Below are 24,451 nucleotides of genomic sequence, written 5' to 3' on the forward strand. Positions count from 1 at the left end.
GCTCAGAGCCGCCCGCTCAACACGTCGTCGAGGGTGGCGACATCGCTCAACAGGCGCGAGGCCGCGCGCGCCAACGGCAGGGCCAGAAGCGCGCCTGTCCCCTCGCCCAATCGCAGATCCAGACCCAGAAGCGGATCGACCTCCAGCGCGGCCAGCAGCGTGCCATGCCCCTGCTCGGCCGAGCGGTGACAGAAGACGCAGTAGTCCTTGACCTCTGGAACCAATCGGATCGCGACCAGGGCGGCGGCGGAGACGATGAAGCCGTCGATCAGAACCGGAACCTTGGCCGAGGCCGCGCCGATGATGGCGCCGGCCATCATGGCGATCTCCAGCCCGCCGAACTCGGCCAGCACCTCAAGCGGCTCGGTAGCGGCGCTGCGCGCGGCCGCTCGCTCCAGGACGGCGGTCTTGCGCGCGAGGCCCGCCTCGTCATGCCCGGCGCCGCGGCCGACGCATTCGGCCAGGGGCGCCGGCGCCAGGCGGTGCATGATCAAGGCCGCCGAAGCGGTATTGCCGATGCCCATCTCGCCAAGAGCGAGGATGTCGAAGCCCTCCGCCGCCGCCCGCAGCGCTATGTGCGCGCCGCTCTCGAGGGCGGCGACGGCCTCGGCGGACGTCAAGGCGGGCTCGATAGCGGCGTTGCGGCTGCCGCGTCGAATCTTCGACGCGATCAGCGAGGGATGAGGCGAAAGATCCGCGTCGACGCCGGCGTCCACAACACGCAACTCCGCGCCCACGGCCCGCGCGAAGGCGTTGGCGCTGGCCTTGCCAGCCAGGAAGGTCGCGACCATCGCCTGGGTGACGGCGGAGGGATAGGCGGAGACGCCCTCGGCGTTCATGCCGTGATCGCCGGCGAAGACCAGCAACAGCGCCCGGTCAAACGACGGCGGCGGACCGCTCGCGATCAGGCCCAGCCGGACAGCTAGGTCCTCGATGCGCCCCAGGGCGCCAAGCGGCTTGGCTTTGGCGTCGAGCTGGGCGCGAAGAGCCTCGGCGCCTGCCGGGTCGATCAGTGAAACGGCGGGCAAGTTCATCGGAAACTCTCAAGGCCGGCGATGGCGGCAAGCGCGGGTATGTCAAACGCCACGTCCAGGGCCGAAGCGATTTCGTCGAGCGCTTGATCGACGCGGGCGGACTGGTCGAGGCGATCGGAAAACGCGCCGAGTTCGGCCAGCAGTTCCGCCCTTGCCTCGCCGCTGTCGAACAAGCCATGGACATAGCAGCCTCGCACCCGCCCATCGGGCGAGATGACTCCGTCCTCATCGCCATCGTCGAAACGAAGCATCGGTGTATGGCCGCCCCCGGTGCGGCCGACGTGCATCTCGTAGCCGCCGAAAGCGGCGCCGCCGGGTAGTCGTCCCGTCACGTGGCGCAGGGTCTTTCGATCCGTCATCACGGTTTCGACGTCGAGCAGGCCAAGGCCCTCCACCGAGGCGGGCGCGCCCTCAATCCCCTCGGGATCGGACAGCCAGCGCCCCAGCATCTGGAAGCCCCCGCAGACCCCCAGCACGCGCCCCCCGCGCCGGACATGCGCCAGGAGGTCGATGTCCCAGCCTTGTGCGCGGAAAAAGGCCAGGTCCGCCAGGGTCGCCTTGGTCCCCGGCAGTATGACGAGATCAGCGTCGCCGGGCAGCGGCTGGCCGGGCGGAACGAAGGCGAAGGCGACCTCCGGCTCGGTCCGAAGGGCGTCGAACTCGTCGAAATTGGCGATGCGCGACAACATCGGCGCCACGATGCGGATCTTGCGCCCGTCCTGCGGCGACGTCCCATCGAGTACGACGGCGTCCTCGGCCGGCAACCGCCGCGCCGCCGCGAGCCACGGCACCATGCCCAGGTCGGGCCATCCCGTGGCCTCGACGATCATCCGGCGGCCGTCTTGGAACAGCGCCGGATCGCCTCGGAACTTGTTGATCAGGAAGCCGCGCACCATGGCCCGGTCACCTTCGTCCAGCACCGCGTGGGCGCCGACCAGGGCGGCGATCACATGACCTCGGTCGATGTCGCCGATCAGCACGACCGGCACGTCAGCGGCGCGCGCGAAGCCCATATTGGCGATGTCGCCTGCGCGTAGGTTGATCTCGGCCGGACTTCCCGCTCCTTCGACGATGACGAGGTCGCTCTGCGCCTCCAGCCGGCGGAAGCTCTCGAGGACTGTGTCCAGCAGCTCACCCTTACGCGCCTGGTAGCCGCTGGCCTTCCAGGTTCCGGCCATCTGGCCGCGCACGACCAGCTGGGCGCCGACATCGCTCTGAGGCTTTAGCAGCACCGGGTTCATATCGACGGTCGCGGGCGTGCGGCAGGCGATCGCCTGCAGCGCCTGGGCGCGGCCGATTTCGCCGCCATCGGCGGTGACTGCGGCGTTGTTAGACATGTTCTGCGGCTTGAACGGGCGAACCCTCAGGCCGCGATTGGCGAATAGCCGGCAGAGGCCCGCGACCAGTACGGACTTGCCGACGTCGGACCCGCAGCCCTGGATCATCAGCGCGGCCATGCCAGTCCTCCACACGCCAGAAGCAGCCAGAGCATCGTACAGGCAAGGAGGTAGATGCGCAGTGCGCGGGACAGATCCTCGGTCCGGACCTCTCGTCCGCTGCCGAACACGGGACGATCGGACCGCTCGCCGTCATACCAGGCCGCCCCGCCGAGACGCACGCCCAGGGCGCCGGCCATCGCCGCCTCGGGCCAGCCGGCGTTGGGCGAGGCGTGCTTGGGGGCGTCCTGGAACATCACCGACCAGCCGCCGCGTCCAACCAGCGCGATCAGCGCTCCGGCCAGCCGCGCGGGCGCCAGATTCAGAAGATCGTCGAACCGCGCCGAGGCCCAGCCGAACGCGCGCCAGCGCGGCTCGCGGTGGCCGATCAGACTGTCGGCCGTGTTGACCGCTTTGTAGATAAAGAGCCCGGGCAAGCCGGCGACCACGAACCAGAAGATCGGCGCGACCACGCCGTCGTTGAAGCTCTCGGCCAGGCTCTCGATCGCTGCGGCGGCCACTTCACCAGCGTCCAGGCGCTGCACGTCACGCCCAACGATCAGGCCGACCGCCTCGCGGGCCGCCGCCAAGTCTCCCGCCCGCAAAGGCTCAAGGACAGCAGCGACATGCTGATAGAGACTGCGCTGCGCGAGGCCCAAGGTCCCGACGACCGCGACGACATAGGGACCTCCAAGCTTGGCGAGCAACCAGCCGACCGACCCGCTGACCACAACGATAGTCGCAAGGACTCCCACGCCGGTCATCCGCCGCGCGTCTTCCCTCCAGGTGGGACGATTGAGCGCGACTTCCAGTCGCGAGATCAGGTTTCCAATCCAGACCACGGGATGCGGAACGCGGCGGTGCAGCGCGTCCGGATAGCCAACCAAGGCTTCCAAAGCAGCGGCGGCGAGCACGATCCAGGGGCTAGTCCACACGACGCAGGATCTCGATCAGCGGACCGGCCGCACCCTTATGGGTGCGGGTCCGCACGCCATAGGCCATCGCCAGGGCCTGGGGCGTGAGGGCTTGGCCAGGAGGGCCGTCGGCGACCAGGCAACCACGATCCAGAAGCAACACCCGATCGGCGAAGCGCGCGGCCAAGGTAAGGTCATGCAGCGTGACAATGACCCCCTTGCCCTGGTCATGCGCCAGCTGGCGAAACAGGCCAACCGTGTCCAGAGCGTGCCCGGGATCAAGGCCGGTCAGAGGCTCGTCGGCGAGCAGCCAGTCGGTCTGGCCGGCCAGGGCCCGCGCGATCAGGGCCCTCGCCCGCTCCCCGCCCGACAGGCGCGTGATCGGCCGTGCGGCGAAGTCGCCAAGGCCCGTCGTCGCGATCGCCAGGTCGACGGCGGCGGCGTCCTCCGTGCTGGGGCCGAACGCGCCCAGATGCGGTGTGCGGCCCAGCCCGACGAAGGTCCGCACATCGACGTCCCAGGCGATCTCCGGTGTCTGGGCCAGGAAGGCCATCGCGCGCGCGCGGCTCCGCGCTGGGATGGCCGCCACGATCTCTCCGTCCAGGAAGACCTTACCCGCATCCGGCCGCCTCAGGCCCGCCAGGCACGACAGCAGGCTGGACTTGCCCGCACCGTTGGGACCGACGATCGCCACCAGCTCACCCTTGCGGAAACCTGTCGTGACGCGGTCGAGAACCAGACGGCCGCCCAGGCTAAGCCCAACCGTTTCGGCAAGCAGTCCCTCGCTCACGCCAGCCTCCTGCGCATCGCCATCAGCATCCAGAGGAAGAACGGCCCGCCCAGGGCGGCCATGGCGACGCCCAGCTTGACCTCCTCGGCGGCCGGCGTCAGGCGGACCAGGATGTCTGCGCCCAGCGTCAGCGCCGCGCCGCCCAGCAGCGAGGGCCACAGCAATGCGCCGGGCCTCGAACCAACCCAGGGCCGCAGAAGATGCGGGACGATCAACCCCACAAAGCCGATGACCCCCGTCACCGCCACGCTGGAGCCCACCGCCAGAGACACGCCGATCGCCAGCGAGAGCCGCGTCCGCGTCAGGCCAACGCCCAGCGACCGCGCGCCCTGCTCGCCCAGGGTCAGAGCGTCCAGCGCGCGCCCTTGCGTCAGCAGCACCAGGCTGCCCAGGATCACGCCCGGGGCGGCGATGCGCACCTCCTCGACGCTGCGGTCGGCCAGCGATCCCATCAGCCAGCTGACGATCTCGTCCACCGCCCAAGGGTTCGGGGCCAGGTTCAGCGCCAGGGAGATGCCGGCGGTGCAGACGGTCTGGATGATGAAGCCCGCCAGGATGAAGGTGACGATGCTGGAGGTCACGCCCGCCAGCGCCAGCAGGGCGACCATGCCAAGGCCCGCGCCCACCATGGCGGTCGCGGGCAGGATCCAGCCTGTCTCGCTCGCCGCGCCGAGATAGAGAGTCAGAACCGCGCCCAGCGCCGCCGCGGAAGAGACCCCCAGCGCGCCCGGATCGGCCAGCGGATTGCGGGTGTAGCCCTGCAACGCCGCGCCGCTCAGCCCCAGCGCGCCGCCGACCAGCAAGGCAAGAATGGTGCGAGGCAGCCGCAATCCGAAGATGATCGCCCCGCGCGGATCGGCGCCGCCCGAAACCCAGGCGCTCCAGGGCGTCCAGACCCGTCCGGCGCACAGGCTGAGCGCGAACAACAAGATCAGCGACGCCGCCAGGACGCCGCAGACGAACCAAGGCGATCGCGCGTTCACGCCATATCTCCCAGGATTTCGCCGCGCGCACGGGCCATGGCCTGCGCGGTCTGGATCAGCACCGGCCCGCCGCAATAGAGCAGGCGCTCGGGGAAGCGGGCCTGCTTCATCCGTCCTTTGAGCGCCCCCAGCGCCGGATGGGTCATGACCCGGTCAGCCCAGCTGCGACCGCCTGGCGCGGGTTCGCCGACCAACAGCACTTCCGGCGGATCGGCCAGCAGTAGCTCGAGCGGGACATTGCCCCAGGATTTGAGGCCATAGCGCCGGGCGGCGTTGTCGAATCCGGCCAGAGTCATCATCTCGTCGACCAAGGTGTGAGGTCCCGCCGCGAAGCCATTGGGTTGATAGATCAAAGCGCTCAGCCGTCGGGCGCCGGGGTGAACCGTCGCTGCGGCCAAGGCGGCCCGGATGCGGGCCACCAGTCGCTCGCCGCGCTCCGGATGGCCGATCAGGCCGGCGACGCGCTGGACTTGGGCCAGGCCCTCCTCGACCGTCTTGGGGACGGTGAAGCGCTCGACCGGCACATGCAGACGCTTGAGCGCATTGCGGGTCGCCAGCGCCGAGTGCTGGCTTGCCAGGACCAGATCCGGCTGCAGCGCGATGATTTCCTCCGCGCTCTCCCAGGTGAACGGCAAGGTGCGCGCCTGCGCCGCCACGGTCGAGCCCTGCTCCTCCCGCGCATAGTGGCTAAGGGCGGCGATCTGCGAGCGGTCCGCCAGATGCACCAGCATGGCGTCCAGGCACGCGTTCAATGAGGCTATCCGCCGAGGCGCCGCGACGGCGGGCGTGGCCGCGCCTAAGGCCAGGACGCCACCGACTATGGCGCGACGGCTAGGCTGCATGGCGCACCGCCTGCAGCGCCTCACGCAAACGATCGAGGTTATGGCGCGAGGGGATGCCGAACCGCAGTCGCGTCGGATGCTCCGCGAACGGCCGGGTCAGCACGCCTTGCCGGCAGAGGCCGACGAACAATCGGTGCGCGTCCGGAACCTCGACCCAGCGGAAGAGATCACAGCCGCCCACGACGGCGAGGCCCGCCGCGCTCAGCACGGCGTCGACGTTGCGGGACTGGGCCGCAAGGCAGGCCGTAGTGGTCGTACGCCAAGCCTCGTCAGCGTAGGCGCCCAGGCCCAGAGCCAAGGCGTCGGCGCAGACCGGCCAGTCGCCGAGCGCCGCGCGAAGTTTCGCCCCCAATCGCTTGTCGCAGATGACGAATCCGAGCCGCGCTCCGGGCAGGCCATAGAACTTGCCGAACGAGCGCAGCACGATCAGCCGATCGATCTCCAGACCAGCGACACTGAGATAGGGCGTGGTCTCGACGAATGCCTCGTCGACGATCGTCCAGCGCCCTAGAGCCGCTCGCGCCTCGGCAAGCTCTGCGAGCTGGGAGCGCGCGACCTGACGGCCATCTGGATTGTTCGGATTGACCAGGACCAGAATGCCCGCCTCGACGGCGCGGCGGTCTTCCACCGACGTCACCATCAAGGGATTTCGGTCGGCCCAGGCCTCGACATGGCCGCCATAGATCGGCGCGGCCATAGCGACGTCGCCCTCGCCCAGCAGGAGCGGGAGCAGCCGCAAGGCCGCGTCCGCGCCGGCGACGGCCACGACCCGCGCGGGATCGGTCACGCCAAAGGCGCGCGCGGCGACCGTTTCCAGTTCGGCCAGCAACTCAGGATCGGGCAATGTCCGCAGCGCCTCTGCTGACGCGCGCGCGCCCGACCAAGGCTCCGGATTGATTCCGGTCGAGAGGTCGAGCCAGAGCCCGCGCACGTCCGGATAGGCGGCCGTCGCCTCGCGGAGACGGCCGCCATGTCGGAGGGCGCCGAGGTGGGGGATCGACGCCATCACCGAGCTCTAGAAGCGGGCCCGCAGGCCCACGAAGGCGCCGCGACCGGGCGTGCCGTAGTTCAGGATGGTCTGGTAGTCCTTGTCGAACGCGTTCTCGACGCGGCCGAAGACCTCCAGGCCGTCCCTCAGCGGATAGGACGCGCGCAGGTCGACGAGCGTGTAGTCCTTCATCACCTGGGTGTTGAGGTCGTTGTTGTAGGTCTTGCCCACATAACGGACCGCCACGGTGGTCGAGAGCTTCACCGGCCAGACATAGGTCGCCGACAGATTGCCCATGTTCTTCGGGCGACGCGTCAGTTGCTTGCCCTTGGCCGAGCCGGAGTCGGTTTCGGCGTCGGTGTAGGTGTAGTTGCCCGACAGGACCAAGCCATCAACCGGCTTGTATTCTCCAATTAGTTCAAGGCCTTGCGCCTTGGTCTTCAGGACGTTGCTGTAGTAGCCCCAGCGCGAAACGCCGCCCGGCGCGCACAGCGGATCAGCGCCGCCCGTGCACGAGAAGTAGCGGATCTCGTTGTCGGCTTCGCGATGGAACCACGTGGCCACGGCGCGGGCCTTGCCGCCCAGGAAGCGCTGCTCGATCCCGGCGTCCCAGCTGTCGAACTCCTCGGGCGAGAGGTTCAGGTTGCCGTACTCGCTGAACAGCTCGTAGAGGCCCGGGGCGCGGAAGCCCTGGCCGAAGCTGGCGCGCAGGACCGTATTGCCCTCGTTCAGCGCCCAGGCGGCCGAGGCCTGACCCAGGGTGTGCGAGCCATAGGTGTCGTGGTCCTCGTAGCGGAGGCCCGCGGTTAGGGTGAGACCCGGAACCACCTCGGCTTGCAGCTGGCCGTAGAGACTGTCGACGCCGACCTTGCCCGTGGCGAAGGCCGGGTTCGGGTTGCTGGTCGACGGCGAGCGGGTGCGCATCCGCGCCTTTTCCGTCTCGGCGCCGAAGGTGGCCGACACGGTCTCGGTGATCGCGAAGACACCCTGGTACTCCCAGCGCTTGTTCTTGCCGGCCGCGTCGAAAGTCAGCGGCACGGCGGGGCGGGCCGGATTGATGTTTTCGCGGTCGGTGTCGGTGTAGGCGTAGCCGACCCGGTTGTTCCAGCGGCCGTCCAGCAGGCCGAAGTTCAGGCCGGTATAGATCACCAGCTCTTCGGTGCGGCCGAACTCGGGGCTATCGACGCCAAAGCCGTCAAAGTCGTTCTTGCCCTTGGAGTAGACCGAGCGGACCTCGGCCGAGACGTTTTCAGCGAGAGCCACGCGCAGGCGGCCCGACAGGCCTGAGTTCTGGTAGCCGTCCTTCTCCTTGCCCGGCTTGTAGGCCGAGAAGCCGTCGGTCGTGTAGTAGCCGCCGGACACGCGCCAGACGATCTTGTCGCTAGCGCCGCCGACGCCGGCCCGCAGATAGCCGGTCTTGCGCGAGCCGGCCTCGGCGTCGATCGAGCTGGAGAACGGCGTGGTGGGCTCGGCGGTCACGATGTTGACCACGCCGCCGATGGCCTGACTGCCCCATAGGGTCGACTGGGCGCCGCGCAGGATTTCAATGCGCGAGATGTCGCCGACCAGGAGGTTGCCGCTGTTGAAGCCGCCTTGCGTCGAGGACGGGTCATTCAGCTTGACCCCGTCGATCAGCACGACGGTGTGCTGGGTCTCGGCGCCGCGGATGTTGAGGCCGGTGGCCGTGCCCGGACCGCCGTTGCGGGTGAAGCTGACGCCCGGCGTCTGGGCCAGCAGTTCGACGACTGAGATCGCCTGGCTGGCCTCGATGACCGACTGGGTCAGGACGCTCACCGACGCGCCGACCTTCTCGATCGGTTGGGTGGTGCGGGTGGCGGTGACGACGAGTTCGGCGACGCCGTTGGCGCCGGTCGCGCCGGCGACGTCGGCCTCGGGGGCCTTCTGGTCATCGGCGAAAGCGGCGCCGGCGATCAGGCTGGTGGCAAGTGCGGTGGAGCTCAGAAACGCTCGGATCATGTTTTACTTCCCCTACTGAACGACCCACGCGCCAAGCCGTCCCGCGCGAGGCGGACCACGCGCGGACACGGACCGTCGCGCGGTCCTTTGACTGTCGCTTCTCGGGAAATCCCGTTCGATCGGCGCACCCCGGCCGAGCGATGAACGACTGCGCCGGGCAGGTCTCCTGGCTCGCGGGTCAATGCTCTTGGCGCCGCCTTCCCAGGACCCGAAGGCCCCAGTGGCGTATGGCGCTAGAACTCGCCGCTAACAGTTGCGGGGGCAGCCGAGGCCTTGAACCTCGTTCCCTTTTAATCCTCTTTCGAGGAGCCTGACGCGTCGCAAGGCCTATATGCTGCGTCGCACACCGTCAATGTGGAGCTTTCATGACCGTGACCCTGGTGCTGGGCGGCGCGCGCTCGGGAAAAAGCGGCTTCGCTCAAAAGGCCGCTGAAAAGGCGGCGGGAGCTGGGCGGCTGGTCTTGGTCGCTACGGGCCAGGCTTTCGATGACGAGATGGCCGAGCGCATCGCGCGCCACCGGGCCGATCGCGGCGAATCATGGATCACGGTCGAAGCGCCGCTTGAGCTCTCGTCGGCCATCGCCGCCCTCCCCGCCGATGCGATGGCCGTGGTCGACTGCCTGACCCTTTGGCTCTCGAACCAGATGCTGGCCGACCAAGACGTCGAGGCGGCGTGCGCCGAGGTGGTTGCGGCCGTCGCCGCCTGCCCCGCCCGCCTTTGGCTGGTCAGCAACGAGGTGGGCCTGGGCATCGTGCCAGAGACACCCCTGGGCCGCCGCTTCCGCGACGAGGCCGGGCGGCTGAACCAGCGGCTCGCGGCGGCCGTGGACGAGGTCTATTTCGTCGCTGCAGGACTGCCGCTGCGGATGAAGCCGCAGGGATGAAGGCTCGTCAGGGAACGGGCGCCCATCCTTCTCCCCTTGCGGGGGAAGGTGGCGCGCAGCGCCGGATGAGGGGTTGAAGAACCTGTCGGATAGGCTTGTCGAAGCAGAGGGTTAGGCCGCGAAACCCCTCATCCGACCGCCTTCGGCGGCCACCTTCTCCCGCAAGGGGAGAAGGGGCGTTCGACGGGCGTTGGCGCCGACTTATCCTCCCCTCCAAAACCTGCCGTATTCTCTCTTCACCTCGTCGCGAGGAAAGGGCGCATGGCCAGCGACCATTTGCGGCGGCGGGGGGCGATTGAGCGGGGACAGGTTCGAGGGGGATACTCGGACGGTCCGGGGATCTGGTTGCTGGCCAGACCCGCCCGCCGTCGGCGTGGTTGGAGGCAAAGGGATGTGTCTTAGCCTGGAGTGGCTCGTCCTCTTCGACCGCTGGGCCTCTCGGAAACGAGGGAGCCCAGGTCCCGGTAAGGCCTGAACAGGGCCACCTGACGGGACGCTGGCGGATAACGATCGCGCGGAGCGTTGGGCTTCGTCGAAACGGTACACACACTTCAATCCTCCGGACGGATGTCCGGCGCTCCGCGTCCCTTTCCATCCCTTCAGCGAGCGATCGCGTGAAGCGGCGAAGGTGTGCGTCTGTGACAGAACAGGCTAGCGCTTCGCGAACAATACTCGCACTGTTGTTGAAATGGCTGTCTCGGGCCAGGTACGAAACGCGATCAACGGCGCGGGAGGATTGAGCGATGACGGAGCGTAGATCGTCATGGGCGCTGGCCAGGTTCGCCTCGCCGGCTGTCCCGATCGCGGCGATGGGCCTGCCGCTGGTCGTCTATCTGCCCGAATACTACGTCACGTCGCTTGGCCTCTCCCTGACCACGGTCGGCGCCGCCTTCCTGATTGTGAAGCTGGTCGACATGCTTCTGGATCCGGTGCTCGGCGGTCTCATGGACCATACGCGGTCGCGCTTCGGCCGCTTCCGTCCCTGGCTGGCCGCCGGCGCGCCGGTAATCGCCATCGGCTCCTATGCTCTGTTCATGGCCCAGCCTGGCGTGGGCGCTCTCTATCTCTGGTTCTGGCTCGCCTTCATCTATGTCGGCTATTCGATGGTGGTGCTGTCGCAGACCGCCTGGGGCGCGGTCCTGTCCAGCGACTACCAGCAGCGCTCGCGCGTCTTCGCCTGGTGGCAGGGCGCCAACGTCGTGGGCATGATTCTGGTGCTGTGCCTGCCACCGATCGTGACCGGCGTGTTCAAGGGCGACCACCTGGACAGCATCGCCGCCATGGGCTGGTTCATCGTCCTGCTGGCGCCGCTCGCGGTTCTGCTCGCGGTGACCACGGTCGGAGAGCCAGCCGCGCCGGCCAGACACGGCAAGACCGGCCTCAAGCAGTATGTGGGTCTGCTGGCCCGCCCCTCGGTGCGGCGCCTGCTGATCGCAGATCTACTGATGGGCCTGGCGCCCGGCATCGCCGGTACGCTGTTCCTGTTCTTCTTCGAGCGGATGAAGGGCTTCGACAAGACCCAGTCCGGCATCCTGCTGCTGATCTATTTCATCGCCGCCCTGGCCGGCGCGCCGCTATGGCCCATGCTGGCCAAGCGCATCGGCAAGCACCGGGCGCTGGCCGTCGCTTCGGTCGTCTACGCGTTCGTGCAACTGGCGACCGCCTTCATGCCTCCAGGCCAGGTGGTGCTGGGCATGGTCATTCTGATCCTGGCCGGCCTGCCCTACTCCGCCGCGCAGCTGCTGGTTCGCTCCATGATGGCCGACATCGGCGATGAAGAGCGGCTGCTCACCGGCGTGGACAAGACCGGCCTGCTCTATGCGATCGTCACGGGCACCCTGAAGCTGGGCTACGCTCTGGCCGTGGGCGTCTTCATCATCCTGGGGGCGCTGGGCTTCGATCCGAAGACGCCGACCGCCGCCGGTGACGCGGCGCTAGTCGGACTCTACGCTTTCGCCCCGGCGGTGCTCGGATTGATGGTCGCGGCGGTGATGATGCGCTATCCGCTGGATGCGGAACGCCTCGCCGAAATCCAGCGCCAGCTCGCGGCGCGGGAAGCGGCTGAGGCCTCATCAAAGACCTCAGCCGAACCGGATCCCCATGCTCCTAACGCCAGCGCCCTCGTCGCCCCCGCCGAGTGAAGACCATCCGCTGTTTCGTCTGATCGAGATCATGGCGAAGCTCCGCGATCCCAACGGCGGCTGTCCCTGGGACCTGGAGCAGACCTTCGCCACGATCGCGCCCTACACGGTCGAGGAGGCCTACGAGGTCGCCGACGCGATCGAGCGCGGCGACCTGTCGGACCTGAAGGAGGAGCTGGGAGACCTGCTGCTACAGGTCGTCTTCCATTCGCAGATGGCGCAGGAGCAAGGGGCGTTCGACCTTAAGGACGTGGCCACCGCGATCTCCGACAAGATGATCCGCCGTCACCCGCACGTGTTCGGCGACCATGCCTATGAGGACCTCTCGGCTCAGGTCGAAGGCTGGGAGGCTCTGAAGGCCCAGGAGCGTCAGGCCAAGGCCAAGACCGGCGTGCTGGACGACGTGCCGACCGGCCTGCCCGCCCTGACCCGCGCGGTGAAGCTGACCAAGCGCGCCGCCCGTGTCGGCTTCGATTGGCCCACGGCCGCCGAAGTGCTGGCCAAGCTGCGCGAGGAGACCGAGGAGATCGCGGTCGAGATCGAGGCCGGCGACATGGCCAAGGCGCGCGAGGAACTAGGCGACATCCTGTTTGTCTGCGCGAACTTGGCGCGCAAACTGGATGTCGATCCGGAAGACGCCCTGCGCGCCACCAACGCCAAGTTCGCCCGCCGCTTCGCCTTCATCGAGGCGGGGCTGGCTGAACGCGGCAAGACACCAGAGCAGTCGGACCTGGCCGAAATGGACGCCCTCTGGAACGACGCCAAGGCGGCGGAGAAGGCGACAGGTTAGCTCGCTGCAGGCTCTATCCGCGCCTCGGGGAACTGGCGCTCGAACCGGCCCAAGGCCTGTCCGTCCAGCCGAGCGATCAGCATGACCTCACCGCCCTCGCCGTCGTGACGGCCCAGCACGCGGCCGTTGCGATAGATCCAGGCTAGAGCTTGGCCGTCCTGCGGGCCGAGGCGCACCTCGACCGGCGGGGAGTCGTCGATCAGGCCGCCGACACGGCGCAGCAGCGCCTCGCAGCCCTCGCCGGTGACGGCCGACACGGGCGAAGCGCCGACCCGGCGCGCCTGGCCCTCGACGATCTCACGATCGTCTTCGCCCAGCAGGTCGATCTTGTTCCAGACTTCGACCACGATCTTGCCGCCGTCCAGGGTGACGCCCAGCTCGGACAGCACCGTCTGGACGTCGCGGGCCTGGGCCTCGCTGTCGGGATTGGCGACATCGCGGACGTGCAGCACGACATCGGCCTCCTGCACCTCTTCGAGGGTGGCGCGGAAAGCCTCGACCAGCTCATGCGGCAGGTCGGAGATGAAGCCGACGGTATCGGACATGATCGCCGGCCGGCCGTCGGGCAGCTTCACGGTGCGCAGGGTCGGATCCAGCGTCGCGAACAGCATGTCCTTGGCCAGCACCTCGGCCGCGGTCAGGCGGTTGAACAGCGTGGACTTGCCGGCGTTCGTGTAGCCGACGAGCGCGACGGTCGGATACGGGACCTTCTTGCGGGCGCTGCGATGCAGGGTCCGCGTGCGACGCACCTCATCGAGCTCCTTCTTGAGCTTAATAATGTTGTCGCGGATCAGGCGCCGGTCGAGTTCGATCTGAGTTTCGCCAGGACCGCCGGTCGAGCCGGTGCCGCCGCGCTGGCGTTCCAGGTGGGTCCATGTGCGCACGAGGCGCGAGCGCTCGTAGTCGAGCCTGGCCAACTCGACCTGCAACTTGCCCTCTCGGGTGCGGGCTCGGCGGGCGAAGATCTCGAGGATCAGGCCCGTACGATCCACGACCTTCACCTCCAGCGCCTTTTCGAGATTGCGCTGCTGGATCGGGGTGAGCTGGTCGTCAAACACCGCGACGTCGATATGCTCGACCTCGCAGATCCCAGCGAACTCCTCGATCTTGCCCTTGCCGAACAAGGTCGCGGGCGTGACGGCGCGCAGAGGCGCGATCAGCGCCTCGACGACCTCGAGATCGAGCGCCACCGCGAGGCCGACAGCCTCCTCCAGCCGGGAATTGGGATCCCGGGCTTCGGAGGCCGCCTGACCGCGCAGTTGCCGCGCCGGATGGATGACGAGCGCCTTCAGGATCGGCGCGGCGTGGTCAATCGACCGGGATGTGGATTTTGACAAGCGTCTCAGTCGTCGGAGTCGGCGCTGGGCTCATAGAGCTGAACAGGCTGCGCCGGCATGATGGTGGAAATGGCGTGCTTGTAGACCAGCTGAGACTGGCCATCGCGACGCAGCAGGACGCAGAAATTGTCGAACCAGCTAACCACGCCCTGCAGCTTCACACCGTTGACCAGGAAAATGGTGAGCGGCGTCTTCGACTTGCGCACGCTGTTCAGGAACGTGTCCTGGAGGTTTTGCTTCTTTTCGGCAGACATCGGGGGTTCCCCTCTCATTGTTCACGGAGGGCCACACGCCCCCCACACAAACAAGTCCATGCTAGATGATTTTTCGGCGAAAGCGACAAGTCGCTAGCGAAAATTTCCGCAAGGTCACGCGGCCAACCGACGCTCCTGGCGAAAATTGCTCAGGCTTCAAACGGCTTTCTCGAGTGCCCGGGCTATATAGGCGCGGCGTAGCCGTATTGCCACCGGCCCCGGCGTTCCGTCCCCAAGCTTGACGCCGTCGACCTGCACGATCGGTGTCACCAGCGAGCCCGCGCCCGTGATGAAGGCCTCCTTGGCGGCCTGCGCCTCGGCGATCGTGAAGGGCTTCTCGCTGATCGGCAGACCGACCTCGCGGATCACTTCTAGCAAGGTCGAGCGCGTGACGCCGCGCAGGATATTGGCGTTGATGTCGCGTGTACGCAGGACGCCCTCCGCGTCGACGATCCAGGCGTTGGACGACGCGCCTTCGGTCACCAAGCCCATCTCGTCGACGAACCAGGCCTCGATGGAGCCGCGTTCGCGGGCGGATTGCTTGGCCAGAGCATTGGGCAGAAGGCCGATCGACTTGATGTCGCAGCGAGCCCAGCGGTTCTCCGGGACCGAGATCACCGAGGCGCCTTTTTCAGCCTTGGCGTTCGTGGCCGCGCGGTCGATCGACTTGGCGGTGATCACTACCGACGGCGCCACAGCGGGGCTCGGGAAGGCGTGATCACGCCGGGCGACACCACGCGTCACCTGCAGATAGACCAGACCTTCGCGCACCTTGTTACGCCGCACGGCCTCGCGCAGCACGAGGGTCAGCGCGGCCTCGCTCATGGGGTGGGCGATCCGCAGCTCATCCAAGCTCCGCCATAGACGCGCGAAGTGCCCCTCGGCGTCGACCAGCTTGCCGTCAAACACGGCCCAAACCTCGTAGACACCGTCAGCCAGCTGGTAGCCACGGTCCTCGATGTGAACGGCGGCCTGGCCGTGACGCACGAACTGGCCATTCACATAGGCGAAACGCGACATCTACTCTTCCTCTTCCGCCCGAGCGCCTGCGACACCCAGAGACTTTAGCTTGCGGTGCAGGGCCGAACGCTCCATGCCGATGAAGTTGGCCGTACGCGAGATGTTGCCGCCAAACCGCAGAATCTGGGCGTTCAGGTACTCACGCTCGAACAGCTCGCGAGCTTCGCGCAGAGGCAAGGCAATGATCCGCTCGGCGCCGATAGCGCCCGCGTTGCCAGCGCTGGGCTGGTCCCCGCCCGACAGCATCTCGGCGGTAATTACGTCGCCCGGCTCGCCAGACGCGAGGATCAGCATGCGTTCGACATTGTTGCGAAGCTGCCGGACGTTGCCTGGCCAAGTCTGCACCTGGAGCGTGGCCAGGGCGTCTTCGCCCAGGCGGCGGCGCTGAAGACCGGTGGCTTCACTGATCCGCTCGATAAAGAAGTTGATCAGCTCGGGGATGTCCTCGCGCCGCTCAGCCAAGCCTGGAACCCGCACAGGTACGACGTTCAGACGGTGGAACAGATCCTCACGGAACCGACCGCCGGCGATTTCGTCGCGCAAATCCCGCGATGTGGAAGAAATCACTCGGACATCGACCTGCACATCATTGTCGCCGCCCACGCGGCGGAACCGCTGCTCGACCAGCACTCGCAGGATTCGGCCTTGCGTCTCCCGCGGCATGTCGGCGACCTCATCGAGGTACAACGTGCCGCCATGCGCGCGTTCGAACACCCCGATCTTTCGGGGCCGACCGCCCTCCCCTTCCTCGCCAAACAGCTCGACGTCGAGACGCTCGGGCGCCATGCCCGCAGCGCTGACCGCGACGAACTCCTGACGAGCACGGGTGCTGGCGCCGTGGATCAAGCGCGCGACCAGTTCCTTGCCGGCGCCTGGCGGGCCGGATACCAGTACGCGGCTGTTGGCCGGAGCCACCTTCAGGATCAGCTGCCGCAGAGCCTGCGCCGGCGCGGATTTGCCGATCAAGCCATCCGGCGCCAGCGTCTGGGTACGGAGCCGGCGGTTCTCCCTGCGCAGGCCCGCTGCTTCCAGCGATCGACCACTAGCAGCAACCGATCGGACTTGAACGGCTTCTCCAGGAACTCGTAGGCGCCACGCTTGATGGCGCTGACGGCGGTCTCGATGTTGCCGTGACCCGAGATCATGATCACCGGCAGATCCGCGTCCAGGGCCTTGACCATGTCGAGCAACTCAAGCCCGTCCATGCCGCCGCCTTGCATCCAGATGTCCAAGATCAGCAGGGCAGGCTTGCGCGCGCGGATCGCGGCAAGCGCCTGATCAGAGTCGGCGGCCGTGCGGACGGCGTAGCCTTCATCCTCAAGGATCCCGGCCACCAATTCGCGGATGTCGGCTTCGTCATCCACCACCAGAACGTCGGCGCTCATATCATCTCCTCAACGCCACTTTGGGCCGCAGCGGGCAGACGCGCGGTCGTCGGAAACTTCAGGATTACACGAGCGCCAGGCGGCTCGCGCGCATCGGTGAGGACCAGGCTGCCGCCGTGGTCCTCCATGATCCGCTTGACGATGGCCAGGCCAAGGCCGGTGCCCTTCTCGCGGGTCGTCACATACGGCTCGGTCAGACGATCGCGGTCCTTTGCGGGAAGACCGACGCCGTTATCCTCGACCGTCACACACAGGTCCTCTCCGTCAGCGACCAAGGTCGCGGTGATCCGTCCTGACGGATCGTGTTCGACAAGACGTCTCGCGCCGACCGCCTCGCCGGCGTTCTTGAGGATATTGGTCAACGCCTGACCGATCATGCGTTCATCGCACGTCACCCAGATATCGCCGCCACCGAGCTCTTCCAACTTCACCTCGATCTCGGCGTCCTGGAAGCGCTGCGCGAAGACGGCCTGGCGCAGCATCTCGGTCAGGTTGGCTGGCGCGAAACGAGGCGCGGGCATGCGTGCGAAAGACGAGAACTCGTCGACCATGCGGCCGATATCGCCAACCTGCCGTATGATCGTATCAGTACAGCGATCGAAGGTCTCCAGATCGCTGGCGATCTCCTTGCGATACTTTCGGCGCAGGCGCTCTGCGGACAGCTGGATCGGCGTCAGCGGGTTCTTGATCTCGTGGGCGATCCGTCGCGCCACGTCCTTCCAAGCCGCGTTTCGCTGGGCCGCGACAAGGCGCGTGATATCATCGAAGGTGAGGACCAATCCAGCGGCCACATGGCCCGCAGCCCGAACGCGAAGGCGACGTGTTTCGCCCTCGCGCATGATGTCGACCTCAACGTCCGTATCCGGCCGGCTCTCTTGCAGCGCCTCCATGACGACCGCGAACTCCGGCGCAAGCTCTATCAGGTCGACGCCCAGCGCATCATCGGGCAGGCCTAACAAGGCGGTGGCGCGGCGATTGACGGCCGAGACCCTGCCCAGCTCGTCCAGACTGACGACGCCCGCGCTGACGCCGGAGAGCACTGTCTCGATGAATTGCCGACGGCTCTCGGCGTCGAGACTGGCCGCCTTCAGAGCCGCCTGCTGCAGCTGCAACTCACTGGTCATCATGTTGAAGGCGTTTGACAGCGCGCGGATTTCTTCAGGACCGGAACCTGCTCCCACCCGTGCGTCCAGGTCGCCGCTGGAGACGCGTCCCGCCGCCTCAACCAGGTCGGCGACCGGGCCGGCGATCGAGTTTGCGGCGGCGATGCCGACCCAAATCGCCGCGACCAGGACGAGCAGCGCGGTTTCCAGATAGCTGAGGGCGAAGATCGCCTGGATTCGCCCCCGGCTCCGCTCGGCGTCGCGATACGACAAGAGAGCGTCCTGGGTCTCGATCAGGTGACTCAGAATGCCCTGTTCGATCGGCCGCACCACGTACAGATAGCCGTCGGGAAACGCTCTCAGCTTGTAGAGCGCTCGAAAAAGGTCGTTTGAGACAAAGCGCTGGGCGCTGACCTCGCCACTGTCGGTGGCCTGATAGCTGGATGGAGGTGGGGCCAAGAACGGCGGCGCAGCGGCTGTCTCGGCGCGCGCCAAGATACGACCGTCGCGGTCCAGCACGTAAGCGGCCGAGAAGCCATTGTCCTCCATCACGCCCGCCAGAAAGTGACCGAACGCCACCGGCGACTGAGACATCGCCGGCGCTGCCCGGTTCAGATCCGCAGCCATCGGAGCGATGTGCTCCGATATGTAGTTCTTCTGCTGCTCAACGTACGAGTTGGCGACCTTGGCCGAATTGCCGACCACGGTCTGGACTTTCTGGCTGAACCAGCCATCCACGCCCCGATTGACCAGCACGCCAAAAAACAGCGCCACGATGACCGCTGGCGCCACGGCGGCGAGTGAGAAAAGGCCGACGAAACGCAAATGCAGCCGGGCGCCCTCGTCGCTGGCGCGGGCGTCGATCAAATCATAGAGGCGCAGGCCAACGATAGTGGCCACACCAAGGATCAGGACGAGATTGAAGCCCAGAACGATGAGAATCACCGTGCTGGCTGTGCTGATCGAGTCGGTCTTGGGCGGAGAAGACGCAAGGGCGACGCCGGCGACGGTCAGCAGGACCGCCAGCACATAGCCACCCGAAACCAGATAGCGCGACCGCAAAAGCTCACGCCACCAGGCCCGGCTGAACCGGGTCGGCGGGGCTTCCGATCCCGTCGCGTAAGCCACTGAAGCCATCACCCTGATTTTAAGGGGGTGTGCCCTGAATTCAACAGCTATGTGCTAGGAATGCTTCAGGCCTAGCGACGACCTCGGGTCATTTCCACGCCAAGATCCTGAATTTTCTTGCGCAGGGTATTGCGGTTGAGTCCCAGGATTTCGGCCGCGCGCACCTGATTGCCCCGCGTGGCCGACAGGGTCAGCTGGATCAGCGGCCGCTCGATTTCCTGCAGCACTCGGTCGTATAGCCCAGGCGGCGGCACCCCATCAGGCTGATCTGCGAAGTGCGAAGCCAGGTGCCGCTCGACTAAGGTCGAAAGCGTGACAGGCCCTTCCTCGGACCGCACTGCGGGCGTGTGGTCCTGGAGCTCGCGATCGACGATACGTGCGGTAATCAGCTCCTCGGCGTAGAGGGCGCACATGCGGCGCATCAGATTCTCAAGCTCGCGCACGTTGCCGGGCCACGGATAGCTCTTCAGTCTGTCCAACGCGCTCTGGTCGATTGTCTTAGCGGGAAGACCTTCCCGCGCCGCACGCAACAGGAAGGTTCGCGCCAGATCCGGAATGTCCTCGGCGCGGTCGCGTAGCGGCGGCAAGCGAACCGGCGCCACGTTGAGGCGGAAGAACAGGTCCTCGCGGAACAGGCCCTGCTGGATCAGACCCCGCAGATCGCGGTTTGTCGCGGCGATGATCCGCACGTTTGGTCGGCGACCGGTCTTGGGGTTGATCACCGGTTCGGTGCCGTCGATCACGCGCAGCAGACGGGTTTGAGCGTCGAGCGGCATGTCCCCGATCTCGTCCAGGAACAGGGTCCCGCCATCAGCCTCGACCAGGCGGCCATTGTCGCCCTCGCCCCGTCCGAACAGCTCAACTTCGACCCGCTCGCGCGGCACGGCGGCGAGATTCAGGACAACGAACTTTCCGTCGCGCCGGCGTCCCAGCTCATGCAGCGCCCGGGCCACCAGCTCTTTACCGGTGCCGCTCTCACCCAGGATCAGGACCGTTAGGTCTGCGCCAACGAGGCGAGCGATCGTGCGATAGACCTCCTGCATCGGCGCCGAGCGACCAATTAGCGGCAGGCGCTCATCACGCATGGCGCGCGCCTGAGCCTTGGACGCTTCCGTATCCGCCGGTCGCGACAGGGCTCGCCGAGCGGCGGCCGTTACGTCGTCGAGATCGAAGGGCTTGGAGACATACTCGAACGCTCCTGCGTCCGCCGCGTTGACCGCGGTAAGCAGGGTATTCTGCGCGCTCATCACGATGATCGGCAGCTTCGGACGTTCCTTGCGGATGCGCGGCAATACGTCGAAGACGTTCTCGTCGGGCATCATCACGTCGGTGACGACAAGGTCGCCCTCGCCGTCGGTGACCCACTTGAGTAGCGTGGTGGCGTTGCCGGTGGCGCGCACTTGGTAGCCCAGCCGCGTGAAGGCTTGGCTGAGCACCAGGCGGACCGAGCTGTCGTCGTCGGCGATCAGGATCTTCTTGCTCGCGGCGTTCATACTCACGCGTCTCCGGAAACAGTATCGGCAGCGCCATTTTGAGGCGCGATGGGCAGCAGCACGCGGAAAACGGTGCGGCCAGGCTCAGACTCGAAGTCGATCAGACCTCCGTGGGCGGTGACCAGCTTGGTCACAAGCGCAAGGCCAAGACCGGTGCCATTGGCCTTGGTGGTCACGAACGGCTGAAAGAGGTGATCGCGCAGGGTGGTCGGAACGCCAGGTCCGTTGTCGACAACCCGCACCTCGATCGGCGCTCCACTCGTAGACTTGCCGTCAGCACCGCGAACTCGGACGCCGGGTCTCCAGGCGGTGTGGATCGAGATCGCTCCTCGCCCGTCACCCCGCATGTGCGCCGCCTCGGCCGCGTTCTTGGTCAGGTTCAGGAAAATCTGGATCAGGTGGTCCTCATCGCCCCATACCGGAGGGAGCGAAGGATCGTAGCTCTCCTTGAGCTGCAAGCCGTCGGCGACCCCATTCGCGACCAGGGCTCGGACGCGGTCCAGAACCTGGTGGATATTGACCGGTTCGCGCGGTGTCGGAGCGTCATCCGAAAACGCTTCCATGCGATCGACCAGACGGCGGATGCGGTCGGTCTCGTCGACGATAAGCTGCGCCAGCGGCTGGTCCACGGCGCTGGCGCCGGTCTTCAGCAGTTGCGCGGCGCCGCGGATACCCGCCAGCGGGTTCTTGATCTCGTGGGCAAGCATCTTGCCCAGGCCCACGACCGACCGGAGGCCCGCAGTGTCCGCTCCCCGATCAATACCCAAAACGCCTTTGACATGCAGCGTAAGCAGGACCGAGCCGTCGCCCAGCGGCGCCGCCGCGCCGTCCGCCTCGAAAGGCGGCTGTCCGAACAGGTTGACCTCGACACCGTGCTCGCGGACGAGCGCGCCTTCAGAGATGGCCCGGTCGAGCAACGAGACGAGCACCGAGCCCGGCGGCAAGGCAGCCCGGAAGCGTCCCCGCGCCAGAAGAGAAAGGCCGTGGCCAAACAGCGCCTCTGCCGCCTCATTGACAGCGACGAGGCCGCCCTCGCGATCCACCACGAGCGCGGGTTCGGGACTGAGATCGAAGGCCGCGGACTTCAAAGCGTCGGCGGCGACACCGCCCAATACGCGGGCTCGGTCGGTCATGCGGCTAATCTCCCGCCCGCCAGCCAGAGGTCGCGCAGAGCGGCCTCCACGGCGGCGGGATCCTCTAGGCGGCACAGGGTGGCGCGCGCGACGCGGCGCGCTTCGCTCGTCTCGGGCCAAGGCGCGGCCTCGATGTACGAAGCCAGGTGCTTGCGAAACATCTTCAGGCCCAGCCGTTCGCCATAGAATGACAGGCTGCGACGGAAGTGGGTGATCACGATCGCCAGACGTTCCTCGGCGTCGGGCTCAACGAAGCCGCGCCCGTCCAAGGCGGCTTCGATCGCTCCAGCGATCCAGGGACGCCCATAGACGCCGCGCCCGATCATCACCCCATCAGCGCCGGATTGCTCAAGGGCCAGCCGAGCGCTCTCGCCATCGACGATGTCGCCATTAACTAGCACCGGCACTGACACGGCCTTCTTGACCCCGGCGACGGCGGACCAGTCAGCGACGCCCTTGTAGAACTGGTTACGCGTACGGCCATGGACAGTGATAGCTTTCGCGCCAACCGCTTCGGCGCGCGCGGCGATTTCCGGCGCGTTTCGGCTAGCATCATCCCAGCCAAGCCGCATCTTGACCGTCACCGGGACGTCTACCGCCTCAACGGCCGCCGCGACCAGGGCCTCGGCCAGGTCAGGCTCGCGCATCAGGGCCGAACCACAAGCCGCGCCGGCGGCGACCTCTTTGGCAGGGCATCCGAAATTCAGGTCAATGATCTCGGCGCCGGCCTCCGCGGCCATTCGCGCGCCTTGGGCCATGAAGTCGATATCGCGGCCGACCAGCTGGATCACGGTCAGCGGCAAGCCTTCGCCGACAGCCGCGCGGCGGACGACGTCGGGACGCCCCCTCGCGAACTCCGCGCTGGCCACCATCTCCGTCGCCACATAGGGCGCGCCGAGCGCCGTGGCCGTTTCTCTGAAGGGCAGGTCAGAGACCCCGGTCATAGGCGCAATCCACACCCGACCAGGGACGCTAATCCCGCCGACCTCGAGCTTGTTGCTCATTTTCTGATCATCCCCGTAGCATTCTTTTTAGGCACATTGTGCGGCGCAGTAAAGCCCGGATCGACTGGACATAGGCCGTCGTCCGACTAAACAGCCCCTATGACCTTCTCCGCCGTAATCGTCGCTGCTGGCTCGGGAACCCGGGCCGGACCAGGCCAGGCAAAGCAATGGCGTATGTTGGCCGGAAAACCCGTTTTGAGGTGGTCGGTCGAGGCTTTCCTCGCCGCTGGCGCGTCCGACGTCGTGATCGTGACGACGGAAGACGGCGAAGCGGCCCTACCAAGCGTTCTTCATGGACTTACGGATTGGCGATCGGCGCGTGGCGGCGCGACCCGGGCGCTCTCAGTCCAGGCCGGACTAGCCGCCCTCGCCCACCGACCGAGGGAGGAGCCGACGCTGATCCATGACGCGGCCCGCCCCCTGCTCAGCCAGAAAACAATTCACGACGTGCTCCAGGCGCTCAAGGACGCCGACGCCGCCCTGCCCGCCCTCCCCGTCGCCGACACCCTGAAGCGCGCCGAACCCGACCAGAACCCGGTGACGACCTCTCGTGCGAACCTATGGCGTGCTCAGACGCCCCAGGCCGCCCGCCGCCAGACCTTTGTCGACGCCTATGCCGCCTGGCTAGGCGGCGAGCCCACCGACGATGTCCAGCTGATCGAGGCTGCTGGCGGACGCGTGGCGATCGCCCCGGGCGACCCGCTACTGATGAAACTGACCTACCAGAGGATTTCGCCATGGCTGAACGTCTCGCCGGCGCCGCGCGCATCACCCGTGTCGGCCAGGGCTTTGACGCCCATCGCTGGGACCGGGCGAGGAAGTCTGGCTCTGCGGCGTCGCGATCAAGCACGATGAAACCCTGATCGCCATTCGGACGCCGACGCGGGCCTGCACGCCTGACCGACGCCATTCTTGGCGCGATCGGCGAAGGCGACATCGGAGATCACTTCCGCCGACCGATCCCAAGTGGAAAGGCGCGGCGTCGGACCAGTTCCTGAAGCACGCCGCCGAGCTCGTGACCGCCAAGGGCGGCGCGCTGGTCAATGTCGACGTGACGCTGATCTGCGAGCGTCCCAAGATCAAACCCCATCGCCAAGCATGCGCGAACGACTGGCGGAAATCCTGGACCTCCCGGTCGACCGGGTCAGCGTCAAGGCAACCACGACCGAGAAGATGGGCTTCACCGGGCGCGGCGAGGGCCTGGCCGCCTCCGCCGTCGTATCGGTCGAGACTCCGGCCTGAACAGGTTAGGCTAACGGCGCGAAGACGGAGACTTGCATGTTCCCGCTGGAAATTGGACCCTGGCCCGCCTGCTGATAGACGAGGCGCGTGGCCGTCCTTGCGCATCGTCACGGCGGAAAGCTGCACCGGTGGTTCGTCGCGGGAGCCGTCTGCGCGATCCCGGAGCTTCCGACGTCTTCGATCGAGGCTTTGTTACCTATACCAATCGCGCCAAGTCCGAGATGCTGGGGTTCCTGGCGACCTGATCGCCGACATGGCGCGGTCTCAGAGCCGTGGCCCGCATGATGGCCGAAGGCGCGCGTTCGCGAGAGCAACGGCATGTGGCGTCGCGATCACCGCGTCGCTGGTCCTGGCGGCGGCACGCCGCTGAAACCTGTTGGCACAGTCCATTTCGCCGTGGCTCGCGCCAATCGCTCGGTCATCCATCGCCACGAACGGTTCCTGGGCGACACGCGAGAGGCTGTGCAGCTTGCGGCGATCGTCACAGCGCTGGAAATGCTGCGCGAGGCGGTGGGCTAGAGCGTGACGCCGAAAGTGGAACCGGTTTCGGCACGGGTCACGCTCTAAGTGTTT

The 24,451-nt window shown here is 67.0% G+C and carries 18 protein-coding genes, 5 pseudogenes and 1 riboswitch; of the genes and pseudogenes, 7 read left to right on the forward strand and 16 right to left on the reverse strand.

Features of this window, described 5'->3' with window-relative positions; translation table 11 throughout:
* Window positions 1–2: 2 nt before the first annotated feature.
* From cobT to CSW59_RS01125, 8 genes are read right to left on the reverse strand one after another with little or no spacing between them, the layout of a single operon-like run.
* Window positions 3–1,034: a nicotinate-nucleotide--dimethylbenzimidazole phosphoribosyltransferase gene (gene cobT, locus CSW59_RS01090; protein ID WP_099442308.1), complete on the reverse strand. Its 1,032-nt coding sequence runs from the start codon at window positions 1,032–1,034 to the stop codon at window positions 3–5.
* On the reverse strand, window positions 1,031–2,491 hold the full coding sequence (locus tag CSW59_RS01095) for a cobyric acid synthase (RefSeq protein WP_099442309.1): 1,461 nt from the start codon (window positions 2,489–2,491) through the stop codon (window positions 1,031–1,033). Before CSW59_RS01095 ends, cobT begins: the two co-directional genes overlap by 4 nt.
* Complete coding sequence (gene cbiB, locus CSW59_RS01100) at window positions 2,479–3,405, reverse strand: adenosylcobinamide-phosphate synthase CbiB (RefSeq protein WP_099442310.1); 927 nt, start codon at window positions 3,403–3,405, stop codon at window positions 2,479–2,481. Before cbiB ends, CSW59_RS01095 begins: the two co-directional genes overlap by 13 nt.
* Entirely contained in the window at window positions 3,395–4,174 is a 780-nt protein-coding gene (locus CSW59_RS01105; protein ID WP_099442311.1) for an ABC transporter ATP-binding protein, read from the reverse strand. The genes cbiB and CSW59_RS01105 overlap by 11 nt, the downstream gene beginning before the upstream one ends.
* The gene (locus CSW59_RS01110) at window positions 4,171–5,157 is read right to left on the reverse strand and encodes an iron ABC transporter permease (RefSeq protein ID WP_099442312.1); all 987 of its coding nucleotides are present in this window, start codon (window positions 5,155–5,157) and stop codon (window positions 4,171–4,173) included. Before CSW59_RS01110 ends, CSW59_RS01105 begins: the two co-directional genes overlap by 4 nt.
* A complete protein-coding gene (locus CSW59_RS01115; RefSeq protein ID WP_099442313.1) occupies window positions 5,154–5,999 on the reverse strand; it encodes an ABC transporter substrate-binding protein in 846 nt (281 codons plus the stop codon). Before CSW59_RS01115 ends, CSW59_RS01110 begins: the two co-directional genes overlap by 4 nt.
* Complete coding sequence (locus CSW59_RS01120; protein ID WP_099442314.1) at window positions 5,989–7,005, reverse strand: aminotransferase class I/II-fold pyridoxal phosphate-dependent enzyme; 1,017 nt, start codon at window positions 7,003–7,005, stop codon at window positions 5,989–5,991. The genes CSW59_RS01115 and CSW59_RS01120 overlap by 11 nt, the downstream gene beginning before the upstream one ends.
* Window positions 7,006–7,014: 9 nt before the next feature.
* Window positions 7,015–8,964: a TonB-dependent siderophore receptor gene (locus tag CSW59_RS01125; RefSeq protein WP_099442315.1), complete on the reverse strand. Its 1,950-nt coding sequence runs from the start codon at window positions 8,962–8,964 to the stop codon at window positions 7,015–7,017.
* Window positions 8,965–9,102: 138 nt separating this feature from the next.
* A riboswitch (cobalamin riboswitch) is annotated at window positions 9,103–9,293 on the reverse strand.
* A 36-nt stretch (window positions 9,294–9,329) separates the two neighbouring features.
* Between CSW59_RS01125 and cobU the strand changes: the two genes are divergently transcribed.
* From cobU to mazG, 5 genes and pseudogenes are all read left to right on the forward strand, one after another.
* Complete coding sequence (gene cobU, locus CSW59_RS01130) at window positions 9,330–9,848, forward strand: bifunctional adenosylcobinamide kinase/adenosylcobinamide-phosphate guanylyltransferase (protein ID WP_099442316.1); 519 nt, start codon at window positions 9,330–9,332, stop codon at window positions 9,846–9,848.
* A 227-nt stretch (window positions 9,849–10,075) separates the two neighbouring features.
* Window positions 10,076–10,225, forward strand: a pseudogene (locus CSW59_RS21695) (hypothetical protein); the annotation flags it as partial.
* Window positions 10,226–10,345, forward strand: a pseudogene (locus CSW59_RS21700) (hypothetical protein); the annotation flags it as partial.
* A gap of 246 nt (window positions 10,346–10,591) precedes the next feature.
* Window positions 10,592–11,989, forward strand: coding sequence for an MFS transporter (locus CSW59_RS01145; RefSeq protein WP_099442318.1), 1,398 nt, complete (start codon window positions 10,592–10,594; stop codon window positions 11,987–11,989).
* The gene (gene mazG / locus CSW59_RS01150; RefSeq protein ID WP_099442319.1) at window positions 11,949–12,779 is read left to right on the forward strand and encodes a nucleoside triphosphate pyrophosphohydrolase; all 831 of its coding nucleotides are present in this window, start codon (window positions 11,949–11,951) and stop codon (window positions 12,777–12,779) included. The genes CSW59_RS01145 and mazG overlap by 41 nt, the downstream gene beginning before the upstream one ends.
* Here the strand turns inward: mazG and hflX are convergent.
* The 8 genes and pseudogenes from hflX to dusB all read right to left on the reverse strand — a co-directional run bounded on the left by hflX (window position 12,776) and on the right by dusB (window position 22,636).
* On the reverse strand, window positions 12,776–14,116 hold the full coding sequence (hflX, locus tag CSW59_RS01155; protein WP_099442320.1) for a GTPase HflX: 1,341 nt from the start codon (window positions 14,114–14,116) through the stop codon (window positions 12,776–12,778). The genes mazG and hflX overlap by 4 nt on opposite strands.
* 5 nt (window positions 14,117–14,121) lie before the next feature.
* A complete protein-coding gene (hfq, locus tag CSW59_RS01160; protein ID WP_013079113.1) occupies window positions 14,122–14,370 on the reverse strand; it encodes an RNA chaperone Hfq in 249 nt (82 codons plus the stop codon).
* Window positions 14,371–14,526: 156 nt separating this feature from the next.
* The gene (locus tag CSW59_RS01165; protein ID WP_099442321.1) at window positions 14,527–15,390 is read right to left on the reverse strand and encodes a D-amino-acid transaminase; all 864 of its coding nucleotides are present in this window, start codon (window positions 15,388–15,390) and stop codon (window positions 14,527–14,529) included.
* Window positions 15,391–16,775, reverse strand: a pseudogene (gene ntrX, locus CSW59_RS01170) (nitrogen assimilation response regulator NtrX). It abuts the gene before it with no gap.
* The gene (locus CSW59_RS01175) at window positions 16,772–19,015 is read right to left on the reverse strand and encodes a PAS domain-containing sensor histidine kinase (RefSeq protein WP_099442322.1); all 2,244 of its coding nucleotides are present in this window, start codon (window positions 19,013–19,015) and stop codon (window positions 16,772–16,774) included. Before CSW59_RS01175 ends, ntrX begins: the two are co-directional and overlap by 4 nt.
* Before the next feature lie 62 nt (window positions 19,016–19,077).
* Window positions 19,078–20,499, reverse strand: coding sequence for a sigma 54-interacting transcriptional regulator (locus CSW59_RS01180; protein WP_013079109.1), 1,422 nt, complete (start codon window positions 20,497–20,499; stop codon window positions 19,078–19,080).
* Between the two features lie 2 nt (window positions 20,500–20,501).
* Window positions 20,502–21,632: a nitrogen regulation protein NR(II) gene (locus tag CSW59_RS01185; RefSeq protein ID WP_099442323.1), complete on the reverse strand. Its 1,131-nt coding sequence runs from the start codon at window positions 21,630–21,632 to the stop codon at window positions 20,502–20,504.
* Window positions 21,629–22,636 (reverse strand): tRNA dihydrouridine synthase DusB, encoded by a 1,008-nt coding sequence (gene dusB / locus CSW59_RS01190; RefSeq protein ID WP_099442324.1) that lies wholly within the window; start codon window positions 22,634–22,636, stop codon window positions 21,629–21,631. Before dusB ends, CSW59_RS01185 begins: the two co-directional genes overlap by 4 nt.
* A gap of 99 nt (window positions 22,637–22,735) precedes the next feature.
* On the opposite strand from dusB, the pseudogene CSW59_RS01195 reads away from it, so the two are divergent.
* Together CSW59_RS01195 and CSW59_RS01200 are read left to right on the forward strand one after the other, a co-directional pair.
* Window positions 22,736–23,878: pseudogene (locus CSW59_RS01195) on the forward strand (bifunctional 2-C-methyl-D-erythritol 4-phosphate cytidylyltransferase/2-C-methyl-D-erythritol 2,4-cyclodiphosphate synthase).
* Between the two features lie 36 nt (window positions 23,879–23,914).
* Window positions 23,915–24,397 (forward strand): annotated as a pseudogene (locus CSW59_RS01200) (CinA family protein).
* The last annotated feature ends 54 nt before the right edge of the window (window positions 24,398–24,451 follow it).

Origin of the sequence: Caulobacter sp. BP25 (assembly GCF_002737755.1) — a bacterium.
Lineage (GTDB): Bacteria > Pseudomonadota > Alphaproteobacteria > Caulobacterales > Caulobacteraceae > Caulobacter.